The organism is Amycolatopsis sp. ATCC 39116, assembly GCF_000231075.2.
GTDB classification, from domain to species: Bacteria; Actinomycetota; Actinomycetes; order Mycobacteriales; family Pseudonocardiaceae; genus Amycolatopsis_E; species Amycolatopsis_E tucumanensis.
Window position 1 is genome coordinate 99,794 of sequence record NZ_AFWY03000020.1, and the last position, 18,992, is coordinate 118,785.

25 protein-coding genes are annotated in these 18,992 nt (G+C 72.6%); 10 read left to right on the forward strand and 15 right to left on the reverse strand.

The window, feature by feature from the left end:
• Window positions 1-84: 84 nt before the first annotated feature.
• The 6 genes from AMY39116_RS0321355 to AMY39116_RS0321380 all read left to right on the forward strand — a co-directional run bounded on the left by AMY39116_RS0321355 (window position 85) and on the right by AMY39116_RS0321380 (window position 5,275).
• Window positions 85-1,008 (forward strand): ABC transporter substrate-binding protein, encoded by a 924-nt coding sequence (locus tag AMY39116_RS0321355; protein ID WP_235716185.1) that lies wholly within the window; start codon window positions 85-87, stop codon window positions 1,006-1,008.
• Window positions 1,001-2,029 carry an iron ABC transporter permease gene (locus AMY39116_RS0321360; protein ID WP_020419670.1) on the forward strand — a complete coding sequence of 343 codons (1,029 nt, stop codon included), beginning with the start codon at window positions 1,001-1,003 and terminating at the stop codon, window positions 2,027-2,029. The genes AMY39116_RS0321355 and AMY39116_RS0321360 overlap by 8 nt, the downstream gene beginning before the upstream one ends.
• Window positions 2,026-2,802 carry an ABC transporter ATP-binding protein gene (locus AMY39116_RS0321365; RefSeq protein WP_020419671.1) on the forward strand — a complete coding sequence of 259 codons (777 nt, stop codon included), beginning with the start codon at window positions 2,026-2,028 and terminating at the stop codon, window positions 2,800-2,802. Before AMY39116_RS0321360 ends, AMY39116_RS0321365 begins: the two co-directional genes overlap by 4 nt.
• Before the next feature lie 192 nt (window positions 2,803-2,994).
• Window positions 2,995-3,408: a hypothetical protein gene (locus AMY39116_RS44755; protein WP_020419672.1), complete on the forward strand. Its 414-nt coding sequence runs from the start codon at window positions 2,995-2,997 to the stop codon at window positions 3,406-3,408.
• Window positions 3,409-3,428: 20 nt separating this feature from the next.
• A complete protein-coding gene (locus AMY39116_RS0321375) occupies window positions 3,429-4,211 on the forward strand; it encodes an SDR family oxidoreductase (protein WP_020419673.1) in 783 nt (260 codons plus the stop codon).
• Complete coding sequence (locus AMY39116_RS0321380; RefSeq protein ID WP_020419674.1) at window positions 4,208-5,275, forward strand: diacylglycerol kinase; 1,068 nt, start codon at window positions 4,208-4,210, stop codon at window positions 5,273-5,275. The genes AMY39116_RS0321375 and AMY39116_RS0321380 overlap by 4 nt, the downstream gene beginning before the upstream one ends.
• Here the strand turns inward: AMY39116_RS0321380 and AMY39116_RS0321385 are convergent.
• From AMY39116_RS0321385 to AMY39116_RS0321435, 11 genes are all read right to left on the reverse strand, one after another.
• The gene (locus tag AMY39116_RS0321385; protein ID WP_020419675.1) at window positions 5,268-5,582 is read right to left on the reverse strand and encodes a hypothetical protein; all 315 of its coding nucleotides are present in this window, start codon (window positions 5,580-5,582) and stop codon (window positions 5,268-5,270) included. The genes AMY39116_RS0321380 and AMY39116_RS0321385 overlap by 8 nt on opposite strands.
• A 45-nt stretch (window positions 5,583-5,627) precedes the next feature.
• Window positions 5,628-6,569: a prolipoprotein diacylglyceryl transferase gene (lgt, locus tag AMY39116_RS43365; protein ID WP_235716186.1), complete on the reverse strand. Its 942-nt coding sequence runs from the start codon at window positions 6,567-6,569 to the stop codon at window positions 5,628-5,630.
• A gap of 37 nt (window positions 6,570-6,606) precedes the next feature.
• On the reverse strand, window positions 6,607-6,774 hold the full coding sequence (locus AMY39116_RS46850) for a hypothetical protein (protein ID WP_020419677.1): 168 nt from the start codon (window positions 6,772-6,774) through the stop codon (window positions 6,607-6,609).
• A gap of 23 nt (window positions 6,775-6,797) precedes the next feature.
• Window positions 6,798-7,349 carry a Uma2 family endonuclease gene (locus tag AMY39116_RS0321400; protein ID WP_039791676.1) on the reverse strand — a complete coding sequence of 184 codons (552 nt, stop codon included), beginning with the start codon at window positions 7,347-7,349 and terminating at the stop codon, window positions 6,798-6,800.
• Window positions 7,350-7,406: 57 nt separating this feature from the next.
• Window positions 7,407-8,084: an MOSC domain-containing protein gene (locus tag AMY39116_RS0321405; protein ID WP_020419679.1), complete on the reverse strand. Its 678-nt coding sequence runs from the start codon at window positions 8,082-8,084 to the stop codon at window positions 7,407-7,409.
• Complete coding sequence (locus AMY39116_RS0321410; protein ID WP_020419680.1) at window positions 8,081-8,584, reverse strand: DUF3291 domain-containing protein; 504 nt, start codon at window positions 8,582-8,584, stop codon at window positions 8,081-8,083. Before AMY39116_RS0321410 ends, AMY39116_RS0321405 begins: the two co-directional genes overlap by 4 nt.
• Before the next feature lie 52 nt (window positions 8,585-8,636).
• Window positions 8,637-9,428: a tryptophan synthase subunit alpha gene (gene trpA, locus AMY39116_RS0321415; RefSeq protein ID WP_020419681.1), complete on the reverse strand. Its 792-nt coding sequence runs from the start codon at window positions 9,426-9,428 to the stop codon at window positions 8,637-8,639.
• Window positions 9,425-10,660 carry a tryptophan synthase subunit beta gene (trpB, locus tag AMY39116_RS0321420; RefSeq protein ID WP_020419682.1) on the reverse strand — a complete coding sequence of 412 codons (1,236 nt, stop codon included), beginning with the start codon at window positions 10,658-10,660 and terminating at the stop codon, window positions 9,425-9,427. The genes trpA and trpB overlap by 4 nt, the downstream gene beginning before the upstream one ends.
• Entirely contained in the window at window positions 10,639-11,448 is an 810-nt protein-coding gene (gene trpC, locus AMY39116_RS0321425; RefSeq protein WP_020419683.1) for an indole-3-glycerol phosphate synthase TrpC, read from the reverse strand. The genes trpB and trpC overlap by 22 nt, the downstream gene beginning before the upstream one ends.
• A gap of 145 nt (window positions 11,449-11,593) precedes the next feature.
• Entirely contained in the window at window positions 11,594-12,145 is a 552-nt protein-coding gene (locus AMY39116_RS0321430; protein WP_020419684.1) for a Trp biosynthesis-associated membrane protein, read from the reverse strand.
• On the reverse strand, window positions 12,123-13,685 hold the full coding sequence (locus AMY39116_RS0321435; protein WP_020419685.1) for an anthranilate synthase component I: 1,563 nt from the start codon (window positions 13,683-13,685) through the stop codon (window positions 12,123-12,125). The genes AMY39116_RS0321430 and AMY39116_RS0321435 overlap by 23 nt, the downstream gene beginning before the upstream one ends.
• A 94-nt stretch (window positions 13,686-13,779) precedes the next feature.
• Between AMY39116_RS0321435 and AMY39116_RS0321440 the strand changes: the two genes are divergently transcribed.
• Window positions 13,780-14,394 carry a TetR family transcriptional regulator gene (locus tag AMY39116_RS0321440; RefSeq protein ID WP_020419686.1) on the forward strand — a complete coding sequence of 205 codons (615 nt, stop codon included), beginning with the start codon at window positions 13,780-13,782 and terminating at the stop codon, window positions 14,392-14,394.
• A gap of 196 nt (window positions 14,395-14,590) precedes the next feature.
• Here the strand turns inward: AMY39116_RS0321440 and hisI are convergent, their stop codons facing one another.
• Window positions 14,591-14,977, reverse strand: a complete 387-nt coding sequence (gene hisI, locus AMY39116_RS0321445; RefSeq protein WP_020419687.1) for a phosphoribosyl-AMP cyclohydrolase — start codon at window positions 14,975-14,977, stop codon at window positions 14,591-14,593.
• Complete coding sequence (hisF, locus tag AMY39116_RS0321450) at window positions 14,974-15,747, reverse strand: imidazole glycerol phosphate synthase subunit HisF (RefSeq protein WP_027936114.1); 774 nt, start codon at window positions 15,745-15,747, stop codon at window positions 14,974-14,976. The genes hisI and hisF overlap by 4 nt, the downstream gene beginning before the upstream one ends.
• 34 nt (window positions 15,748-15,781) lie before the next feature.
• On the opposite strand from hisF, the gene AMY39116_RS0321455 reads away from it, so the two are divergent.
• Entirely contained in the window at window positions 15,782-16,630 is an 849-nt protein-coding gene (locus tag AMY39116_RS0321455; protein WP_039791683.1) for a DMT family transporter, read from the forward strand.
• Window positions 16,631-16,649: 19 nt separating this feature from the next.
• The gene (locus tag AMY39116_RS0321460; RefSeq protein WP_020419690.1) at window positions 16,650-17,030 is read left to right on the forward strand and encodes a PPOX class F420-dependent oxidoreductase; all 381 of its coding nucleotides are present in this window, start codon (window positions 16,650-16,652) and stop codon (window positions 17,028-17,030) included.
• Here the strand turns inward: AMY39116_RS0321460 and priA are convergent.
• Together priA and hisH are read right to left on the reverse strand one after the other, a co-directional pair.
• Window positions 17,014-17,754: a bifunctional 1-(5-phosphoribosyl)-5-((5-phosphoribosylamino)methylideneamino)imidazole-4-carboxamide isomerase/phosphoribosylanthranilate isomerase PriA gene (gene priA, locus AMY39116_RS0321465; protein WP_020419691.1), complete on the reverse strand. Its 741-nt coding sequence runs from the start codon at window positions 17,752-17,754 to the stop codon at window positions 17,014-17,016. The genes AMY39116_RS0321460 and priA overlap by 17 nt on opposite strands.
• A 51-nt stretch (window positions 17,755-17,805) precedes the next feature.
• Window positions 17,806-18,435 carry an imidazole glycerol phosphate synthase subunit HisH gene (hisH, locus tag AMY39116_RS0321470; protein ID WP_037323030.1) on the reverse strand — a complete coding sequence of 210 codons (630 nt, stop codon included), beginning with the start codon at window positions 18,433-18,435 and terminating at the stop codon, window positions 17,806-17,808.
• Between the two features lie 109 nt (window positions 18,436-18,544).
• On the opposite strand from hisH, the gene AMY39116_RS0321475 reads away from it, so the two are divergent.
• Window positions 18,545-18,871 (forward strand): hypothetical protein, encoded by a 327-nt coding sequence (locus AMY39116_RS0321475; RefSeq protein ID WP_235716187.1) that lies wholly within the window; start codon window positions 18,545-18,547, stop codon window positions 18,869-18,871.
• Window positions 18,872-18,992 lie beyond the last annotated feature (121 nt).

Sequence of the window (18,992 nt, forward strand, 5' to 3'; positions counted from 1 at the left end):
GCCTCCGGCTCAGGGGTGCGGCGTCCGTTACGCCTGGGTGCGGGACGGGGCCCCGGGACGCCGGCCGGAAACCGAGGTCTTCCCGTGTTCCGTCGTATCGCACCGTTGTTCGCCGTTCTACTCGTACTCGCCGGGTGCGCCACCCGGCCGTCCGAGGATTCGACCGCCCCGCCCGAAACGCAGGGCGCCTTCCCGGTCACGGTCGCCGCGCCCGGCGCACCGGCGGTGACGCTCGACCGGCAGCCGCAGCGGATCGTGTCGTTGTCGCCCGCCGCCACCGAGACGTTGTTCGCGCTCGGCGCGGGACCGCAGGTGGTCGCCGTCGACTCGGCGTCGAACTTCCCGGAGCAGGCGCCGCGGACCCAGTTGTCCGGCCTGAGCCCGGATCCGGAGGCGATCGCCGCCTACCGGCCCGACCTCGTCGTGGTCTACGCCGACACCACCGGCCTCGCCGACGCGCTGGCCAGGACCGGCACCAAGACCCTCGTGATGCCCGACGCGAAGACGCTCGACGACGCCTACGCGCAGTTCGAGGTGCTGGGCAAGGCGACCGGGCACCAGGCCGAGGGCGAGAGCCTGGCCCGGCAGACCCGCGACGACATCGACAAGATCGTCGCGGACACCCCGAAGCGGTCGCTGACCTACTACTGGGAGCTGGACCAGACGTTCTACAGCGTGACCTCGGCGACGTTCGTCGGGCAGGTTCTCACCCGGTTCGGCCTTACCAACATCGCCGACGGGACCGATCCGAACGCCTCCGGCGGCTACCCGCAGCTGTCGGCCGAACGCATCCTGCAGTCCAACCCGGACCTGATCTTCCTCGCGGACAGCAAGTGCTGCGGGCAGAACGCGCAGACCGTCGCCGCCCGGCCGGGCTGGAACACGTTGACCGCTGTGCAACGCGGACAGGTGATCGCCCTCGACGACGACATCGCCTCGCGCTGGAGCCCGCGGATCGTCGAGCTCGTCCGCACGGTCGCCGACGTGATCACCAAGGCCGGTGCCTGACACCCGCACGCGGCTGCGAGCCCCGGTCCTGGTCGCCGGGCTCGTGGTGCTCGTGGCCGTCCTGCTGTTCGCCGTGCTCGTCGGGGCGAGCGACCTCGGCTGGCAGCGGGTGCTCGCCGAGATCTGGGCGCAGGTCACCGGCGGGCAGTCGCCGCTGTCCGCGCGAGAGGCCGCGATCGTGTGGCAGCTGCGCGTGCCGCGGGTCCTGCTCGCCGGGATCGTGGGCGCGGCGCTCGCGGTGTCCGGGGCGACGTTCCAGGGCGTGTTCCGCAACCCGCTCGCCGACCCGTACCTGCTGGGCGCGGCGGCCGGGGCGGGCATGGCGGCCACGCTCGTCGTGGTGTTCGCCCCGGCGGTCAGCGGCTGGGTCGTCGGCCCGTTGCCGCTGGCCGCGTTCGCCGGCGCGCTCGGCGGTGTCGGGCTGAGCTGGCTGGTCGGCCGCTCGGCCGGCGGCAGCACGAGCACGCTGCTGCTGGCCGGGGTCGCGGTGGCGTCGTTCCTCACCGCGATCCAGACGTTCGCGCAGCAGCTGAACACGGAGACGATCCGGCAGGTCTACACGTGGATGCTGGGCGGGCTGAACGTGAGCGGGTGGCGGGAGGTCCTGATCGCGGTGCCGTACGTGGCGGTCGCCGCGGTCGTGCTGTGCCTGTCGGCGCGGCTGCTGGACGTGCTCGCGCTCGGCGACGCGGAGGCGGCGTCGCTGGGGCTGCGGCCAGGCCGGATCCGGCTGGTCGTGCTGGCGGCGGCGTCCCTGGCGACCGCGGCGGCGGTGTCGGTGAGCGGGCTGATCGGGTTCGTCGGGATCGTGGTGCCGCACGTGGTGCGGATGCTCGCCGGGGCCAGCTACCGGGTGGTGATCCCGCTGTCGCTGGTCGGCGGCGCGGCGTTCCTGGTGCTGGCCGACCAGCTGGCGCGCACGGTCATGCCGGGCGAGCTGCCGCTGGGCGTGGTCACCGCGTTCACCGGGGCGCCGTTCTTCGCCTGGATCCTGCGCTCGTCGCGGAGGAGGTTCTCGTGACCGCGTTGTCGTTGCGCTCGGTGCGGGCAGGCTACGGCGATTGCCCGGTGGTGCACGGGGTGTCGGTCGAGGTGCCGCCCGGCGGGTGGCTGGCGATCGTCGGCCCGAACGGCGCCGGGAAGTCCACTTTGCTCAAAACGGTGGCGGGACTCCTGCCGCCGCAAGGGGAAGTGCTCATCGACGGCAGGTCGGGGTTGCCGCGCAAGGAACTGGCGCGCGTGGTCGGTTACGCGCCCCAGGACCCGGCCGTGCCCGCGGGCCTGACGGTGACCGACTACGTGCTGCTCGGCCGGACGCCGCACCTGGGCCTGCTGGCACGGGAAAGCCGCGCGGACTTGTCCATTGTGGAGGACGTGCTGGCCCGGCTCGATCTGGGTGCGCTGGCGGGCAGGCGAATGGACATGCTCTCCGGCGGCGAACGCCAGCGGGCGGTCCTCGCGCGGGTGCTGGCGCAGCGGGCGAGCCTGCTGCTGCTCGACGAGCCGACCACCGGCCTCGACATCGGGCACGCGCAGGCGTTGCTGGAGCTGATCGACCGGCTGCGGCACGAGGACGGGATCACCGTGGTGTCGACGCTGCACGACCTGACGTTCGCCGCGCAGTACGCCGAGCAGCTCCTCCTGCTCGACGACGGCCGGGCGGTCGCCGCCGGGCCGCCCGCGGAGGTGCTCACCACGGAGACGCTGGCCCGGCATTACGGCGCAGCGGCGGAAGTCCGCGTCGGCGATCGTGGCGAACTGGCGGTGCTACCGATCCGCCCGACGCGACCCTGACCCGGGGAAGCGCTGGCACGGCAGCGGAGGTCCGCGTCGGCGACCATGGCGAACTAGCCGTACTGCCGATCCGCCCGACGCGACCCTGACCCGGGGAAGCGCTGGCACGGCAGCGGAAGTCCGCGTCGGCGACCATGGTGAACTGGCGGTGGCTCCCGGTCCGTCCCGGCCGGGACCAGACGGGAGAACGTGGTGGAACTGCGGTATTCGGCGCTGGCCGCGCCCGACCTGCACGGGCGTTCGGAGGCCGAGGTGTTCGTGCAGGTCGAAGCCGACCTCGTGGTGCGCGACGGCGCGGAGATCTACTCCGAGGGAGCCTTCCCGGTGGTCGAGCTCGCCGCCGCCCTGCGCGAATGGCAGACCAGCCCGGCGCGGGGCGACTTCGAGCTCACGTCCCTGTCGCTGGAGGACCGGTGGCAGGTCCGGATCGTGGCCGCCGGGGACCGCTGGCGGGTGGTCGACGACGTGACCGGCGCGCAAGGCGCCCTTCGCCCGCTCGCGGAGATCGACTCGGCGATCGACGCGTTCGTGGACGCGCTGCGCGCCGACTGCACGCGGGAGTTCGGCCCCTGGATCGACCGGTTCTTCCACCCCGCACAGAACTAGAACCTGTTACAGTCGGGCGCATGATCCTCGATCGTTTCCGCGTGACCGGCAGGGTCGCCGTGGTCACCGGGGCCGGGCGCGGCATCGGCGCGGGAGCCGCCGTGGCGCTGGCCGAAGCCGGTGCGGACGTGGTGATCTCCTCCCGCACGAAGACCGACCTCGACGCCGTCGCCGCGCGCGTGGCCGACGCCGGGCGGCGCGCGCACGTCGTGCCTGCCGATCTCAGCGATCCCGCCGCGGCCGCCGCACTCGCGCAGGCCGCGGTCGGCGAGTTCGGCCGCGTGGACATCGTGGTCAACAACGTCGGCGGCACCTACCCCCGCCCGCTGCTGGAGACCACACCCGAGTTCCTGGAGGAAGCCTTCCGCTTCAACGTCTCCACCGCGCACGCCCTCACCACCGCGGCCGTGCCGTTCATGACCGACGGCGGCGCGGTCGTCAACATCTCGTCGAACATGGGCCGTGTCGCCGGGCGCGGGTTCGCCGCCTACGGCACCGCCAAGGCCGCGCTCGCCCACTACACGCGCCTGGCCGCCTACGACCTCGCGCCGCGGATCCGGGTCAACGCGATCGCCGTCGGGTCGGTGGCGACCTCGGCGCTCGAAGTGGTGGTGAACAACCCGGAGATCAAGGGGAAGATGGAGGCGGACACGCCGTTGCGCCGGCTCGGCGAGGTCGAGGACATCGCGGCCGCGATCGTCTACCTGGCCTCCCCGGCCGGCTCGTTCGTCACCGGGAAGGTGCTGGAAGTGGACGGTGGGCTGCAGGCGCCCAACCTCGAACTCGGATTGCCGGACCTGTGACCCACCGGGTGGTGCAGTGGAGCACCGGCAACGTGGGGCGGCACGCGATCGCGGGCATCGACGCGCATCCGGAGCTGGAACTGGCCGGCGTCTGGGTGTCGAACCCGGACAAGGCCGGCCGCGACGCCGGTGAGCTGGCCGGCCTTGGCCGGACGCTGGGCGTCGAGGCGACCACCGACGCCGACGCGCTGCTGGCGCTGAAGCCGGACTGCGTGGTCTACACGGCGATGGCGGACGACCGTCTGATGGAAGCGCTGGCCGACCTGCAGCGGATCCTGCGGGCGGGCGTCAACGTGGTGTCGAGCAGCCCGGTGTTCCTGCAGTTCCCGGACGGCGTGGTGCCCGAGGAGGTGTCCGCGCCCGTGCGTGCGGCCGCGGCCGAGGGCGGCGCGTCCCTGTGGGTGAACGGCGTCGACCCCGGATTCGCCAACGACTGGCTGCCACTGGTGCTGACCGGCGTGTGCGAGCGGATCGACGAGGTGCGCTGCTTCGAGATCCTCGACTACTCGACCTACGACAACCGCAAGGTCGTCTTCGACATCATGGGTTTCGGCAGCCCGCTGGACCAGAAGCCGATGCTGCTGCAGCCCGGCGTGTTGTCGCTGGCGTGGGGCAGCGTGGTGCGTCAGCTGGCGGCCGGGCTGGGCGTGGAGCTGGACGCGGTCGAGGAGAGCTACGAACGGCTTCCCGCGCCGGCGACGTTCGACATCTCGTGCGGCACCATCGCCGAGGGCACGGCGGCCGCGCTGCGGTTCGAGGTGCGCGGCATGCGTGGCGGACGGCCGGTGTGCGTGCTGGAACACGTGACGCGGCTGCGGCCGGACCTGGGGCCGGACTGGCCGCAGCCGTCCGGGCAGGGCTGCTACCGGGTGCAGGTGACCGGCGAGCCGAACTACACGCTGGACCTGCGGCTGGTGGGCACGGACGGCGACCACAACACGGCCGGCCTCAAGGCGACCGCGATGCGCCTGGTGAACGCGATCCCCGCGGTGGTCGCGGCACCGCCCGGGCTGCTGACGGCGCTGGATCTGCCGCTGGTGACGGGGCGCGGCCTGGTCAGCTAGACCACTGCGTCAAGCCGATGTAGAGCACCACACCCACCGCGGCGAGGGCGGCGAACCCGAGCGCGCCGCCGAGGAGCAGTCCGCTGCCCAGGGAACGCCACGGCGGCCGAGCGAGCCGGCACAGGCACCCGCCGATGATCGCGCCGAAGGTGACCCCGATGAACGCGTAGGTGTATTCGCCGGCGTGCCAGCCGGTGATCGCGTCCCGGGCCAGGGCGACCACGACCCCGATCAGCAGTCCGGTCGCGAGCGCGAACCCCAGGAAGGCGACTCCCGGCCGGGGCCGGAGCGGGTCGGGCGCGGTCATGATCGCCAGTCTGCCGCGCCCGGCCGGTCGCGCGCCTGAGTAGAACTACTCGCGTTCCGGGGACACCTTCTCGGTGTCGTCGGCCGAATCGTCGTCCTTGCTGCGCAACGTTTCCGGCGCCTCGCGCGGCCCCCGGCGCTTGGCGAGGAAGAAGTACACCATCGCGCCGGCGAACACCAGGATCGACGTCCAGGTGTTGACCCGCAGGCCGAGGATGTGGGTGGCGTCGTCGCTGCGCATCAGCTCGATCCAGAAGCGGCCCAGCGTGTACCCGGCGACGTACAGGGCGAACGCGCGGCCGTGGCCGAGGCGCATCTTGCGGTCGGCGTAGACGACCAGCGCCGCGATGAGCAGGTTCCAGATCAGCTCATACAGGAACGTCGGGTGCACCGGGCTGTCGGCGAGCGGGATGTGCCCGAACGCGATGCCGTTGGGCCCCTGGTCGGGGATCGTCGGGTTGTTCGGGTCGAAGCGCTGGTAGATCTCCAGGCCCCAGGGCAGCGTGGTGTGCGCGCCGTAGAGCTCCTGGTTGAAGTAGTTGCCGAGGCGGCCGATGGCCTGCGCGGCGATGATGCCGGGGGCGATCGCGTCGGCCATGGCGGGCAGCGGCACGCCCTTGCGACGGCAGCCGATCCACGCGCCGACCGCGCCCAGGGCGATCGCGCCCCAGATGCCGAGGCCGCCGTCCCAGATGTAGAGCGCCTTGACCGGGTCCTTGCCCTCGCCGAAGTAACGCCACCAGTCGGTGATGACGTGGTAGAGGCGCCCGCCGACGAGACCGAACGGCACGGCCCACACGGCGATGTCGACCACCGTGCCCTTGGTGCCGCCGCGCTGCACCCAGCGGCGGTCGCCCCACCAGATGGCGAGGATGATGCCGGCGATGATGCACAGCGCGTAGGCGCGGATCGGGATCGGTCCCAGGTGCCAGACGCCGCGGTCCGGGCTCGGGATCGTCGCGAGGAACACAGCCGAGGCGGAATTCACGCGCTCACCGTAACGTGCGCGGTGTGAAGTGCGTGGGTCAGCCCGCGCGGTTGAGGACGGCCGACCCGATCGCGAGCACACACCCGACGCCGAAGATGGCCGTGAGGTACCACGGGCCACCCTGGGTGACGTTCCAGACCGCCACGAGAGCCGCCACCACGGCGATGACGAGACTGCGCACCTGCAGGGGAGAAGGCCGGGCCATGCGGACAGCCTGCCATGCCCCGATCAGCGGGTGAGGTCGAGGGTGGCCGCGAAGGGCTGGGAGAAGGTGAGCTTGCCGCCCTCGCTGCGCGCGCTCTCGCGGTACTCGCCGTCGGCGAGCTCGAACAGCACCGCCGGGCCGTCGGTCTCCACGAGAAGGTAGAACGGGACGCCCGCCTCCGCGTAGAGCTGCCGCTTGAGCACCCGGTCCTGCACCCGGCTCGACGGCGAGACGATCTCCGCCGCCAGCAGCAAATCCTGAGCCTGGCAATACAGGCCGCTGTGCCCGCTCCGGTTCATGACGACGAAGTCCGGGATGAGCAACCGCTGCCCGCCCAACCGGACGTTCACCCCCGGCAGCAGTTCGGTTCCCGCCGGAAGCACCGGCGGGAATCCGATCAGCAACCGTTGCAGGAGGCGCTGGTGTCCGGACCGGGGTGCCGGACTCACCAGCAGAGCACCATCGACCAGCTCGATCCGGCAGCCGCGATCCTCGGGCAAGTCGAGCACGTCCTCGACCGTCCACGGCTCGACCCGCAACACGAGGTGGCCCGGTTCGGCAGGCCAGTGTGGCATATCGTCCCCCGGTTCATCCGAAACGCGAGGGCACCCTTCCACCCGGCGCCGGCCGCCCTAGCCCGCGGACGCTCCTCGCCGCTCGAGGGCGCGGCGTACCTTGCGCTTGTCGTACTCCGGCAGGGCCTCCACGGCGGCCAGGTCGGGCAGCAGCGCGGGCTCCGTGGTGAACGCCCGGAACGCCGTCCCGATCGTCACCCCGTGGTCCGGCCGCGACAGCACCGTCACCGCGTCGCCGGCCTGGACCGGGCCCGGCTCCAGCACCCGGAAGTACGCGCCGGGCAGCGCACGCTGTGTGAACGTCTTCACCCAGCCGCGTTCGCCGAGCCAGCCGGCGAACGTGCGGCACGGGATGCGCGGCGACGTCACCTCCAGCACCAGCGACGACCCGACCCGCCACCGCTCCCCGATCAGCGTCCCGGTCAGGTCGACGCCCACCGTGGTCAGGTTTTCGCCGAACACGCCCGGCGGCAGGTCGCGGCCCAGTTCCGCGGCCCAGACGTCCAGGTCCTCCCGCGCGTACGCGTACACCGCTTGGTCGTCGCCGCCGTGGTGGCGCAGGTCGCAGATCACGTCACCGGCCACGCCGCTCGCGCCGACCCCGCGCGGGCCGGGCGCGGCCACCGCCACCGGCCCGTCGACGGGACGCTTGTCGATCCCGGTGACCCCGAGATCGGCCTCCCGCACCTCGCGCTTCGACCCGATGTTGACCGACAGCACCTTCGCCATGCTCATGCCTTGCAGAACCAGTCGGCCTGCCCGGGCTCGGGCACGGCGCCGCCGGGCGGGAACGTCTCGCGGAAGGTGAACGCGTACGGCGTCGGCCCGTGCGCCCGCAGGTGCCGGATCCGGTCCTCGGCCTCGGCGGTGCCCGGCCGGTGCCCCTCGGGCACCCACCACAGCGCGGTGAACGCCTCGGGCATCCGCTCGAACCACTCGCGGCGGCGCTTCAGCACGGCCCGGTGCTCGCCCGAGTACACGTACGCGGCCAGGTCCTCCACCGAGCGCCAGGTCGACATGTTGACGATGACCCCCGCGCTGGTGCCCGTGTCCCACTCGAAGGCGCGGATCGCGGTCGCGTTGCCGTCCTCGGTCTGCATGCGCCACACGAAACCGGGGGCGGCGTCGGCGAGGGCGTTGATCGGGTCGAGCGCGCCCACGAAGTCCTTGAGCTGGGGCGACGTCAGCGGGGCGACCAAGCGGCCGACGTTCACCTGCGCGAGTTCATAGGCCATGCCGCCAGTCTGCCGATCAGCGGGCCCGGCGGCCACGTGTTTTAGCCCGGGCTCACGCCGTGGCGACGGCCTGGCGCACGCCCTCGGCGAGCTCACCCGCCAGCGCGTGCACCGGTTCGGTGCCGCCCGCGGCGGCCGACACCAGCGCCGACCCCACGATCACGGCGTCCGCGAACCCGGCGATCTCGGCCGCCTGCTCACGCGACCGGACACCCAGGCCGACGCCGATCGGCAGGTCCGTGTGCGCCCTGGTGCGGGCCACCAGCTCGGCCGCGCCGCTGCTGACCTGGTCCCGCGCGCCGGTGACGCCCATGACCGCGGCCGCGTACACGAACCCGGAGGACGCCTTGACGGTCAGGTCGATCCGCTCCTCCGACGAGGACGGCGCGACCAGGAAGATCCGGTCCAGGCCGTGCTGCTCGGACGCGGCCATCCACTCGCCCGCCTCGTCCGGGATCAGGTCCGGCGTGATGAGCCCGAGGCCACCGGCGGCGGCGAGGTCGCGCGCGAACTTCTCCACCCCGTACTGGCGCACCGGGTTCCAGTAGGTCATCACGACCGCGCGGCCACCGCGGGCCGACACCGACTCGACGACCTCGAACAGGTCCCGCAGCCGGAAGCCGTTCTTCAGCGCGGCGTCCGCGGCGAGCTGGATCGTCGGGCCGTCCATCACCGGGTCGGAGTAGGGCACGCCGACCTCGACGAGGTCCGCGCCGCCGTCGATCAGGGCCGCCAGCAGGTCCTTCGAGCCCGGCACCGTCGGGTACCCGGCGGGCAGGTAGCCGACCAGCGCGGCGCGGCCCTCGCTCTTCGTCTGAGCGAACAGATCCTGCAGCCCGGTCACTTCTCCACCAATCCGAAGTACTTCGCGGCGGTGTCCATGTCCTTGTCGCCGCGGCCCGACAGGTTCACCACGATGAGCCCGTCCCGGCCCAGCTCCTTGCCGAGCTGGATGGCGCCGGCCAGCGCGTGGGCCGACTCGATCGCCGGGATGATGCCCTCGGTGCGGGACAGCAGCGCGAACGCGTCCATCGCCTCGGCGTCGGTGACCGGCCGGTACTCGGCCCGGCCGCTGTCCTTGAGCCACGCGTGCTCGGGGCCGACGCCCGGGTAGTCCAGGCCGGCCGAGATCGAGTGCGACTCGACCGTCTGGCCGTCCTCGTCCTGCAGCAGGTACGACATCGCGCCGTGCAGGTTGCCCGGCGTGCCCTTGGTCAGGGTGGCGCCGTGGCGGTTTCCGTCGATGCCCTCGCCGCCCGGCTCCAGGCCGACGAGCCGCACGTCCGGGTCGTCGATGAAGCCGTGGAAGATGCCGATCGCGTTGGACCCGCCGCCGACGCAGGCCGCGACCGCGTCCGGCAGCCGCCCGGTCTGCTCGAGGATCTGCGCGCGGGCCTCCTCGCCGATGACCTTGTGGAAGTTGCGCACCATCATCGGGAACGGGTACGGCCCGGCGGCGGTGCCGAACAGGTAGTGCGTGGTGTCGGCGTTGGCGACCCAGTCGCGCAGCGCCTCGTTGATCGCGTCCTTGAGGGTGCGCGAACCGGTCTTGACCGGGATGACCTCGGCGCCGAGCAGCCGCATCCGCGCCACGTTCAGCGCCTGCCGCTCGGTGTCGACCTCGCCCATGTAGACCACGCACTCGAGGCCCATCAGGGCGCACGCGGTGGCGGTGGCGACGCCGTGCTGGCCCGCGCCGGTCTCGGCGATGACCCGCTTCTTGCCCATCCGCTTGGTGAGCAGCGCCTGGCCCAGCACGTTGTTGATCTTGTGAGAGCCGGTGTGGTTGAGGTCCTCGCGCTTGAGGAAGATCCGCGCGCCGCCCGCGTGCTCGGCGAACCGCTCGGCCTCGGTGAGCAGCGACGGCCGTCCGGCGTAGTCGCGCAGCAGGCGCTTGAACTGGGCCTGGAACTCCGGGTCGACCCGGGCCTTGTCGTACTCGGCGGACACCTCGTCGACGACGCCGATCAGCGCCTCCGGCATGAACCGGCCGCCGTAGGGGCCCCAGTAGCCGCGCTCGTCGGGGTCGTGCGCGTCGTGCTGCTCGTGCTCGCTCATCGGCTCGGCCTCGGGCATGCGGGGTGCGATCCGGCGGTGACCAGCTTCATCAGGGCGCCCTTCGGGTCGCCCGAGGCCACCAGGCCCTCGCCGACCAGCACCGCGTCGGCGCCGTGACCGGCGTAGGCCATCAGGTCGCCGGGGCCGCGGACGCCGGACTCGGCGACCTTCACCGTGTCGAACGGCAGGCCCGGCGCGAGACGGCCGAAGACGTCCCGGTCGACCTCGAGGGTGTGCAGGTTGCGGGCGTTGATGCCGATGACCTTGGCGCCGGCCTCCAGCGCGCGGTCGGCCTCCTCGGCGTTGTGCACCTCGACCAGCGCGGTCATGCCCAGCGACTCCACCCGGTCGAGCAGCGCCATGAGGGCGTTCTGCTCCAGCGCGGCGACGATCAGCAGGACCAGGTCGGCGCCGTGCGCGCGGGCCTCGTGGACCTGGTAGGGGGTGACGATGAAGTCCTTGCGCAGGATCGGGATGTCGACCGCGGCGCGGACGGCGTCCAGGTCGGCCAGCGAGCCGCCGAACCGGCGCTCCTCGGTGAGGACGCTGATCACCCGCGCGCCTGCCGCCTCGTAGTCCTTGGCCAGCGCGGCGGGGTCGGGGATGTCGGCCAGCGCGCCCTTGGACGGGCTGCGGCGCTTGACCTCGGCGATGACGCCGATCGACGAGTCACGCAGCGCGGACATGGCGTCCCGCGGCGGCGGCGCCTGCGCGGCGATCCGCTTCAGCTCGTCGAACGGGAGCGCCTTCTCCCGCTCGGCGAGATCTTCCCGGACGCCGGCGACGATGTCTTCGAGAACGGTCACGGCGCAACCTCACCGGTTGTCGCACATTCACTCGAAAGCTGGCTCACAAACACCTTCCCCTTCCCGCAGAAAAGATGCTAACCCGCCCACCTGTGCGGACCGGTTCCGGGTCGGACTTGCCTTGTCCGGCAGCGGAAATCGCCGCCTACCGATCAGTAGTCGGGTCTTCGCCCTCCGACAGCGCCTCCCACAGCTCCGCGTCCGGATCCTTCGCGGCCTTCTTCCGGCCGGCCGGGGCCTCGTAGCGCGCGCCCAGCTTCGCCATGCGGCCCGCACCCTTGATCGCCAACAACCCCGCGACGAGCATCAGAATTCCCGCCAGCAGCGCCAGTCCGCGCCCGGCGAAGATCTGCCCGGTGGGCGCGCCCTCGGGGAAGCCGCCGAAGCGCCAGCCGTCGATCGCGATCCAGCCCGCGGCGATCCCCGCCAGCGCGACCAGCACGCCCAGCACGCGCCGCAGCCAGCCGCCCGCGGCGATGAGCCCGGCGACCCCGGCCAGCGCGAGCACGGCCAGCGGCACCAGCGCCACGGACTCCTGCTCGCCGGTGTGCTTGTCCAGCACCATCCCGCGCACACCCGCGTCACGCAGCTCGGCCGCCCAGACCAGCCGCGAGGAACCCCACAGCGCGGCCGCGGCCAGCAGCAGCGCGGCCGCGACGATCCACAGTGGACGCTTACTGGACGCTGGCGACGTCATCGGCCGGGTCCAGCTTCCGCGGCGGCGCCATGGTCTGCGCGGCGGCGACCGCGGAGAGCACCGTGCGGGCCTTGTTCAGGCATTCGTTGTCCTCGTACTCGGGCACCGAGTCGGCCACCACGCCGCCGCCCGCCTGCACGTACGCGATCCCGTCCCGGATCAGGGCGGTGCGGATCGCGATGGCCGTGTCGGCGTCGCCCGCGAAGTCGAGGTAGCCGACGACGCCGCCGTAGAGGCCGCGGCGGGTCGGCTCCAGCTCCTCGATCAGCTCCATCGCGCGCACCTTCGGGGCGCCGGAGAGCGTGCCCGCCGGGAAGCACGCGGCCACCGCGTCGAACGCGGTCTTGTCCTCGGCCAGCTCACCGGTGACGGTGGACACGATGTGCATGACGTGGCTGTAGCGCTCGATGGCGAAGAAGTCGACCACCCGGACGGTGCCGGGCTTGCAGACCTTGCCCAGGTCGTTGCGGCCGAGGTCGACCAGCATGAGGTGCTCGGCGCGTTCCTTCTCGTCGGCAAGGAGGTCCTTGGCCAGCTGCGCGTCCTCCTCCGGGTCCGCGCCGCGCCAGCGGGTGCCCGCGATCGGGTGCGTGGTGGCGCGGCCGTCCCGCACGGTGACCAGCGACTCGGGGCTGGAGCCGACGATGTCGAAGCCGTCCAGCCGCAGCAGGTACATGTACGGGCTGGGGTTGGAGGTGCGGAGCACGCGGTAGATGTCCAGCGCGTCGGCCTGGGTGGGGATCTCGAACCGTTGCGAGGGCACCACCTGGAACGCTTCGCCGGCCTTGATCGCCTCGACGGCCTTCTCCACCGCGGCGAAGTAGTCGGCCTGCGTGCGGCGGCGCTCGAACTCCGGCGCCGGGCGGTCGAAGACGGCGGCGGTCGCGGGGGCCGCGGCGCCGAGCCGCTCGGTCATCTCCTCCAGGCGGCGGACGGCGTCGTCGTAGGCCGCGTCGACCCGCTCCGGGCTGTCGTCCCAGTTGACCGCGTTCGCGATGAGCGTGACCGTGCCCTCGTGGTGGTCCACGGCGGCCAGGTCGGTGGCCAGCAGCATGGTCAGCTCGGGGATGTCGAGGTCCTTCTCGGCCAGCTCCGGCAGCTTCTCCAGCCAGCGCACGGCGTCGTAGCCGAGGTAGCCGACCATCCCGCCGGTCAGCGGCGGCATGCCGGGCAGCGGCTCGGTGTGCAGCGCGGCGACCGTCTCCCGCAGGACGGTCAGCGGGTCGCCCTCGGCGGGCAGGCCCACCGGCGGGGTGCCCTCCCACACGGCCTTGCCGTCCCGCACGGTCAGCGCGGCGGGGCTGCGGACGCCGATGAAGGACCAGCGCGACCACGACTGCCCGTTCTCGGCCGACTCGAACAGGAACGTGCCCGGGCGGTCGGCCGCGAGCTTGCGGTAGACCCCGACGGGCGTTTCGCCGTCGGCGAGCAGCCGACGGACCACCGGGATCACGCGACGACCCTCGGCGAGGGCGCGGAACTCGTCGCGTGCGGGGCTCACCGAACCGAGGCCGCCGTCGGTGGGATTCGCACTGACCATGGGGCCATTGTGCCGCCCGGGTCCGACACTCTTCGCACCGGGCGTTAATTCAGGCTCCGTTGAATTCTGGTCCCGCCCGCGTCATGATGGAGGGGTGAGCACCGCGGAACAGCCTACGCCCGCCAAGCGGCGCGGCCGCCGCCCCGGCGGCCAGGACACCCGGGCCGCGCTCGTGGCCGCCGCGCGCGAGGTCTTCAGCGAGAGCGGCTACGAGGGCGCGACCGTGCGCGCGATCGCGGCCCGCGCCGGCGTCGACGCGGCCATGGTGAACCACTGGTTCGGCGGCAAGGAGGGCCTGTTCGCGCAGGCCGTGCTGCAGCTGCCGTTCGACCCGGTCGAGCTCCTCTCGCAGCTCATGGACGGGCCGGTGGACGAGCTCGGGAAGCGGATCGTGCGGCGGTTCCTGACGGTGTGGGACGCCACCGAGGGCGGCGCGTTCCCCGCGCTGGTGCGCAGCATCGCCAGCCACGACCAGGCCGCGTTGAGCCTCAAGGACTTCCTGATCCGGCACGTGCTGGAGAACGTGGTCGGCCGGGTGTCGCCGGACCGGCCGGAGCTGCGCGCGACGCTGTGCGCGTCGCAGGTGGTGGGCATGGGGATGGCCCGGTACGTGGCGAAGTTCGAGCCGTTCTCGACCACGGACATCGACACCATCGCGGCGGCCGTCGGCCCGACGTTGCAGCGCTACCTGACCGGCGACATCGACTAAGCCTGTTTCATGAGCGGCGGAGCCGTTTGCGGTGGGCCGTCAACCGGCACCGCCGCGGGTGTGAATGGGCGCCGCCGCGCGGAGCGCGTCCGCTGAGGGTGGTGGCGGGCTGGCGGGTGGGCGGTTCCTGGCGAGGACAGCGCCGACGTGGTGAATTGGCATTCATGAGGAGGCGATCCCACAGCCAGGGGCCGCCTCAGGTTCCGCTCCCCGCACCGCCACGCAAGCCACTTCCGTCATCTTCAAGCAGCAGGCGGTCGTCGCTGTCGAAGCAGGTGCGGGTGCCGGTGTGGCAGGCGGGGCCGGTCTGGTCGACGCGCACCAGCAGCGTGTCCGCGTCGCAGTCGAGGCGGACCTCGCGCACGTGCTGCACGTGCCCGGACGTCTCGCCCTTGACCCACAGCTCCTGGCGGCTGCGTGAGAAGTACGTGCCGCGACGGGTGGTCAGCGTGCGCTCCAGCGCCTCGTCGTTCATCCAGGCCACCATCAGCACGTCGGAGGTCGCGTGGTCGACCACCACCGCGCACACCAGGCCGTCGGCGTTGCGCTTGAGCCGCTGGGCCAGCTCGGGTGCCAGGCTCACCTGACCTCGACCCCGCCGTCGCGCAGGGCGTCCTTGACCGCGCCGATCTTCAACTGTCCGAAGTGGAACACGCTGGCCGCGAGCACGGCGTCCGCCCCAGCCCGCACCGCGGGCAGGAAGTGCTCGACCGCGCCCGCTCCCCCGCTGGCGATCACCGGCACGGTGACGACCTTGCGGGTCTTCTCGATCAGCTCCAGGTCGAAACCGGCCTTGGTGCCGTCGGCGTCCATCGAGTTCAGCAGGATCTCGCCGACGCCCAGCTCCTCGCCGCGCTGGGCCCACTCGACCGCGTCGATGCCGGTGCCGCGGCGGCCGCCGTGGGTGGTCACCTCGAACCCGGACGGCGTCGGCTCCGACCCCTCCGGCACGCGCCGCGCGTCGACCGACAGCACGATGCACTGCGCGCCGAAGCGGCGGGACGCCTCGCGCAGCAGCTCGGGCCGGGCGATCGCCGCCGTGTTGATGCTCACCTTGTCCGCACCCGCGCGCAGCAGGCGGTCGACGTCGTCGCAGGCACGCACGCCGCCGCCGACGGTCAGCGGGATGAACACCTGCTCGGCGGTGCGCCGGACCACGTCGAAGGTGGTCTCGCGGTTGCCCGAGGACGCGGTCACGTCGAGGAAGGTCAGCTCGTCGGCGCCCTCCGCGTCGTAGGCCCGCGCCAGCTCGACCGGATCGCCGGCGTCCCTGAGGTCGGCGAAGTTGACGCCCTTCACCACCCGGCCCGCGTCGACGTCCAGACACGGGATCACCCTGACCGCTACACCCATGCCACCAGGGTAGATGTTCCCTAGAGTGGCGTGGGTGTGGTGGGGGTTGCTGTGCGCGGTGGCCGCCGCGGTCGCCTACGGGGTCGCGTCCGTGTTCCAGGCCGTCGCGGCCCGCGCGGTGGACGACGGCGGGTCCGGGGTGGACCCGCGGCTGCTCGTGCGCGTGCTGCGGCAGTGGCGGTACGTGCTCGGGCTCGGCCTGGACGTCGTCGGGTTCGTGGCGCAACTGGTCGCGTTGCGGGTGCTGCCGCTGTTCGTGGTGCAGGCCGCGCTCGCGGCGAGCCTCGCCGTCACCGCCGTGGCGGCCCTCACGCTCGGCGTACGGCTGTCCGGCCGGGAGTGGGGCGCGATCGCGCTGGTGTGCGCGGGGCTGGCGCTGCTCGGCGTGTCCGCGCGGAGCGAGGGTTCCGAGCCGGTGGGCACGGCGTTCCACGTCGCCCTGCTCGTAGCCGTCGCGCTGCTGGCGGTCGCGGGCTGGACCGTCGGGCGCGCTCCCGAGCACGTCCGCACACCGGCTCTCGGGCTGGTCTCCGGGTTGTGCTTCGGCGTGGTCGCGCTGGCCGGGCGGGTGCTGGACGCGACGGGCGTGATCGCGGTGCTGACCGACCCCGCCGCGTACGCCCTCGCCGCGGCCGGGGTGCTCGCGATGCTGTTCTACGCCTCGGCGCTGCAGCGCGGCAGCGTCACGACGGCCACCGCGCTGATGGTGGTCGGCGAAACGGTGGTCCCGTCGCTGATCGGCGTGGTCCTGCTGGGCGATTCGACGCGGGCCGGGTTCGCGCCGGTGGCGGTGGCCGGCTTCGTGGCCGCGGTGGCGGCGGCGCTGGCCCTGGCCCGGTTCGGCGAGGTCGACAGTCCACAGCGGACACCGGTGCGGCGCTGATCACGCTACCGTTGGGGGCATGTCGGATTTCGAGCGCATCGCCGCCGAGAAGTACCTCCTGTTGACGACGTTCCGCAAGAACGGCACGCCCGTGCCGACGCCGGTGTGGGCCGCCGGGCACGACGGCGAGATCGTCGTGTGGAGCGACCGGACGGCGGGCAAGGTCAAGCGGATCCGCAACAACCCCGAGGTCACGCTGCAGGGCTGCGACTTCCGCGGCCGCGAGACCCACGGGCCGCTGGTGACCGGGCAGGCCCGGCTCCTGGACGACGCGGCGACCGAGCGGGCGCGCTCGGCGATCGCGCGCAAGTACGGGGTGGTCGGTCAGGTGACGATGTTCTTCAGCAGGCTGCGGGGCCGCCAGAAGACGATCGGCCTCGCGATCAAACTCGCGGGCTGACCGCGTCCAGGGCCTGCGGCAGCGTGAACGCGCCCGCGTAGAGGGCCTTGCCGATGATGGCGCCCTCGACGCCGTCCGCGGCGAGGCCGGCCAGCGCGCGCAGGTCGTCCAAACTGGACACCCCGCCGGAGGCGATCACCGGCGCGTCGGTGCGGGCGGCGACCTCCGCGAGCAGCTCCAGGTTCGGGCCCTTGAGGGTGCCGTCCTTGCTGACGTCGGTGACCACGTAGCGCGAGGCGCCGTCGCGGTCCAAGCGCTCCAGGACCTCCCACAGGTCGCCGCCGTCGCTGGTCCAGCCGCGGCCCTTGAGCCGGTGGCCGTCCTCGGTGATGCGCACGTCCAGGCCGATCGCGACGCGGTCGCCGTAGGTGGCGACGACCTTCGCGGTCCACTCCGGATCTTCGAGCACGGCGGTACCCAGGTTCACCCGGCGGGCGCCGGTGGCGAGCGCGGCCTCCAGCGACGCGTCGTCGCGGATGCCGCCGGACAGCTCGACCTGCACGTCCAGCTCGCCGACCACGCGGGCGATCAGCTCCTTGTTGTCGCCCTTGCCGAACGCGGCGTCGAGGTCGACGAGGTGGATCCACTCCGCGCCGTCCCGCTGCCAGGCGAGCGCCGCGTCGAGCGGGCTGCCGTAGGAGGTTTCCGTGCCCGCCTCGCCCTGGACGAGACGCACGGCCTGGCCATCGGCCACATCGACGGCGGGAAGGAGGGTGAACGTCACGCGGCCACTATAAGGAGCAACGGCGCTCAGCTGCCCGGAGGGTGGGGCTGGTCAGAGGCTGCGCAGCCAGTTCTCCAGCAGGTGGGCGCCCGCGTCGCCGGACTTCTCCGGGTGGAACTGGGTCGCCCACAGCGGGCCGTTCTCCGCGGCCGCCACGAAGTCCTCGCCGTGGTGCGCCCACGTCACCTTGGGCTGCTGGCCGGGCAGGCCGGAGTCGAGCTGCCAGCTGCGGGCGGCGTAGGAGTGCACGAAGTAGAACCGGGCGTCCGCGTCGAGGCCGGCGAACAACTGCGAGTCCTCCGGCGCGCGGACGGTGTTCCAACCCATGTGGGGGACGACGTCGGCGTGCAGGCGGTCGACCGTGCCGGGCCACTCGCCGGTGCCCTCGGTCTCCACACCGTGCTCGACGCCACGCTCGAACAGGATCTGCATGCCCACGCAGATGCCCAGGACGGGACGACCGCCGGCGAGACGGCTGCCGATGATCTTCTCCCCGCCCACCGAGAGCAGGCCCGCCATGCAGGCCGCGTAGGCGCCGACGCCGGGGACGACGAGGCCGTCGGCTTCCAGCGCCGCATGCGGGTCGGCGGTCACCTCGACCTCGGCGCCGACGCGGCGCACAGCGCGCTCAGCGGAGCGCAGGTTCCCCGATCCGTAGTCCAGAATCACGACGCGAGCCACCTGACCAGTCTAGAGGCTTCGTGTGGGTGGTTCCGCCGGGCGGCTCGGAGGCGTTTGATTGCGGCAGGCGGGGGAAGGCTGCGGGAGGGCGCCGCGGTAGGGAGTGACGATGTCGTCGCAGAGCGAAGCCCACGGGTCCGGTGAGCTGGCCAGGGAGCTGGCCAAGACGCTGGACGAGCTGGACAGCGGCCGGCTGGGCCCGGACGAGGTGCGCGAGCTGCTCGAAGGGCTGACCACGCTCGCCACGGCGGTGACGCGCGTGCTCGACGACCTGCGGGCGTGCCCGGTGCTGCGGGAGCGGGAGCACGAACTGGGGCTGCTCGCGTTCCAGACGATCCGCAGCAAGTTGGAACAGGCCGCCGCGGCGGCGGAAGACCTGCAGGTGAGTGCTGAGGCGTTGTGCCGGCTGCTGCCGGAGCACACGCCGGAGGATTGAGCCGGCGGGTGCCACGGCTCGCGAGTTCCGAGGCTGCTGCGAGGACGGCAACGGCGGCGGGGCGGCAGCGGCGGGGCCGGTGCCGCCACCGGCGCGGCAGGCAGCAGCAGCGGCGCGTGCG

Coding starts and splice junctions, on each gene's coding strand:
- hisF (WP_027936114.1), bottom strand. CDS start 15,747: ATGGGTGTAGCGGTCAGGGTGATCCCGTGTCTGGACGTCGACGCGGGC.
- AMY39116_RS0321460 (WP_020419690.1), top strand. CDS start 16,650: ATGTCGGATTTCGAGCGCATCGCCGCCGAGAAGTACCTCCTGTTGACG.
- AMY39116_RS0321410 (WP_020419680.1), bottom strand. CDS start 8,584: ATGGCCTATGAACTCGCGCAGGTGAACGTCGGCCGCTTGGTCGCCCCG.
- trpB (WP_020419682.1), bottom strand. CDS start 10,660: ATGCCCGAGGCCGAGCCGATGAGCGAGCACGAGCAGCACGACGCGCAC.
- AMY39116_RS0321375 (WP_020419673.1), top strand. CDS start 3,429: ATGATCCTCGATCGTTTCCGCGTGACCGGCAGGGTCGCCGTGGTCACC.
- AMY39116_RS46850 (WP_020419677.1), bottom strand. CDS start 6,774: ATGGCCCGGCCTTCTCCCCTGCAGGTGCGCAGTCTCGTCATCGCCGTG.
- AMY39116_RS0321430 (WP_020419684.1), bottom strand. CDS start 12,145: ATGACGTCGCCAGCGTCCAGTAAGCGTCCACTGTGGATCGTCGCGGCC.
- AMY39116_RS0321400 (WP_039791676.1), bottom strand. CDS start 7,349: ATGCCACACTGGCCTGCCGAACCGGGCCACCTCGTGTTGCGGGTCGAG.
- AMY39116_RS0321475 (WP_235716187.1), top strand. CDS start 18,545: ATGTCGTCGCAGAGCGAAGCCCACGGGTCCGGTGAGCTGGCCAGGGAG.
- AMY39116_RS0321405 (WP_020419679.1), bottom strand. CDS start 8,084: ATGAGCATGGCGAAGGTGCTGTCGGTCAACATCGGGTCGAAGCGCGAG.
- AMY39116_RS0321435 (WP_020419685.1), bottom strand. CDS start 13,685: ATGGTCAGTGCGAATCCCACCGACGGCGGCCTCGGTTCGGTGAGCCCC.
- AMY39116_RS0321385 (WP_020419675.1), bottom strand. CDS start 5,582: ATGACCGCGCCCGACCCGCTCCGGCCCCGGCCGGGAGTCGCCTTCCTG.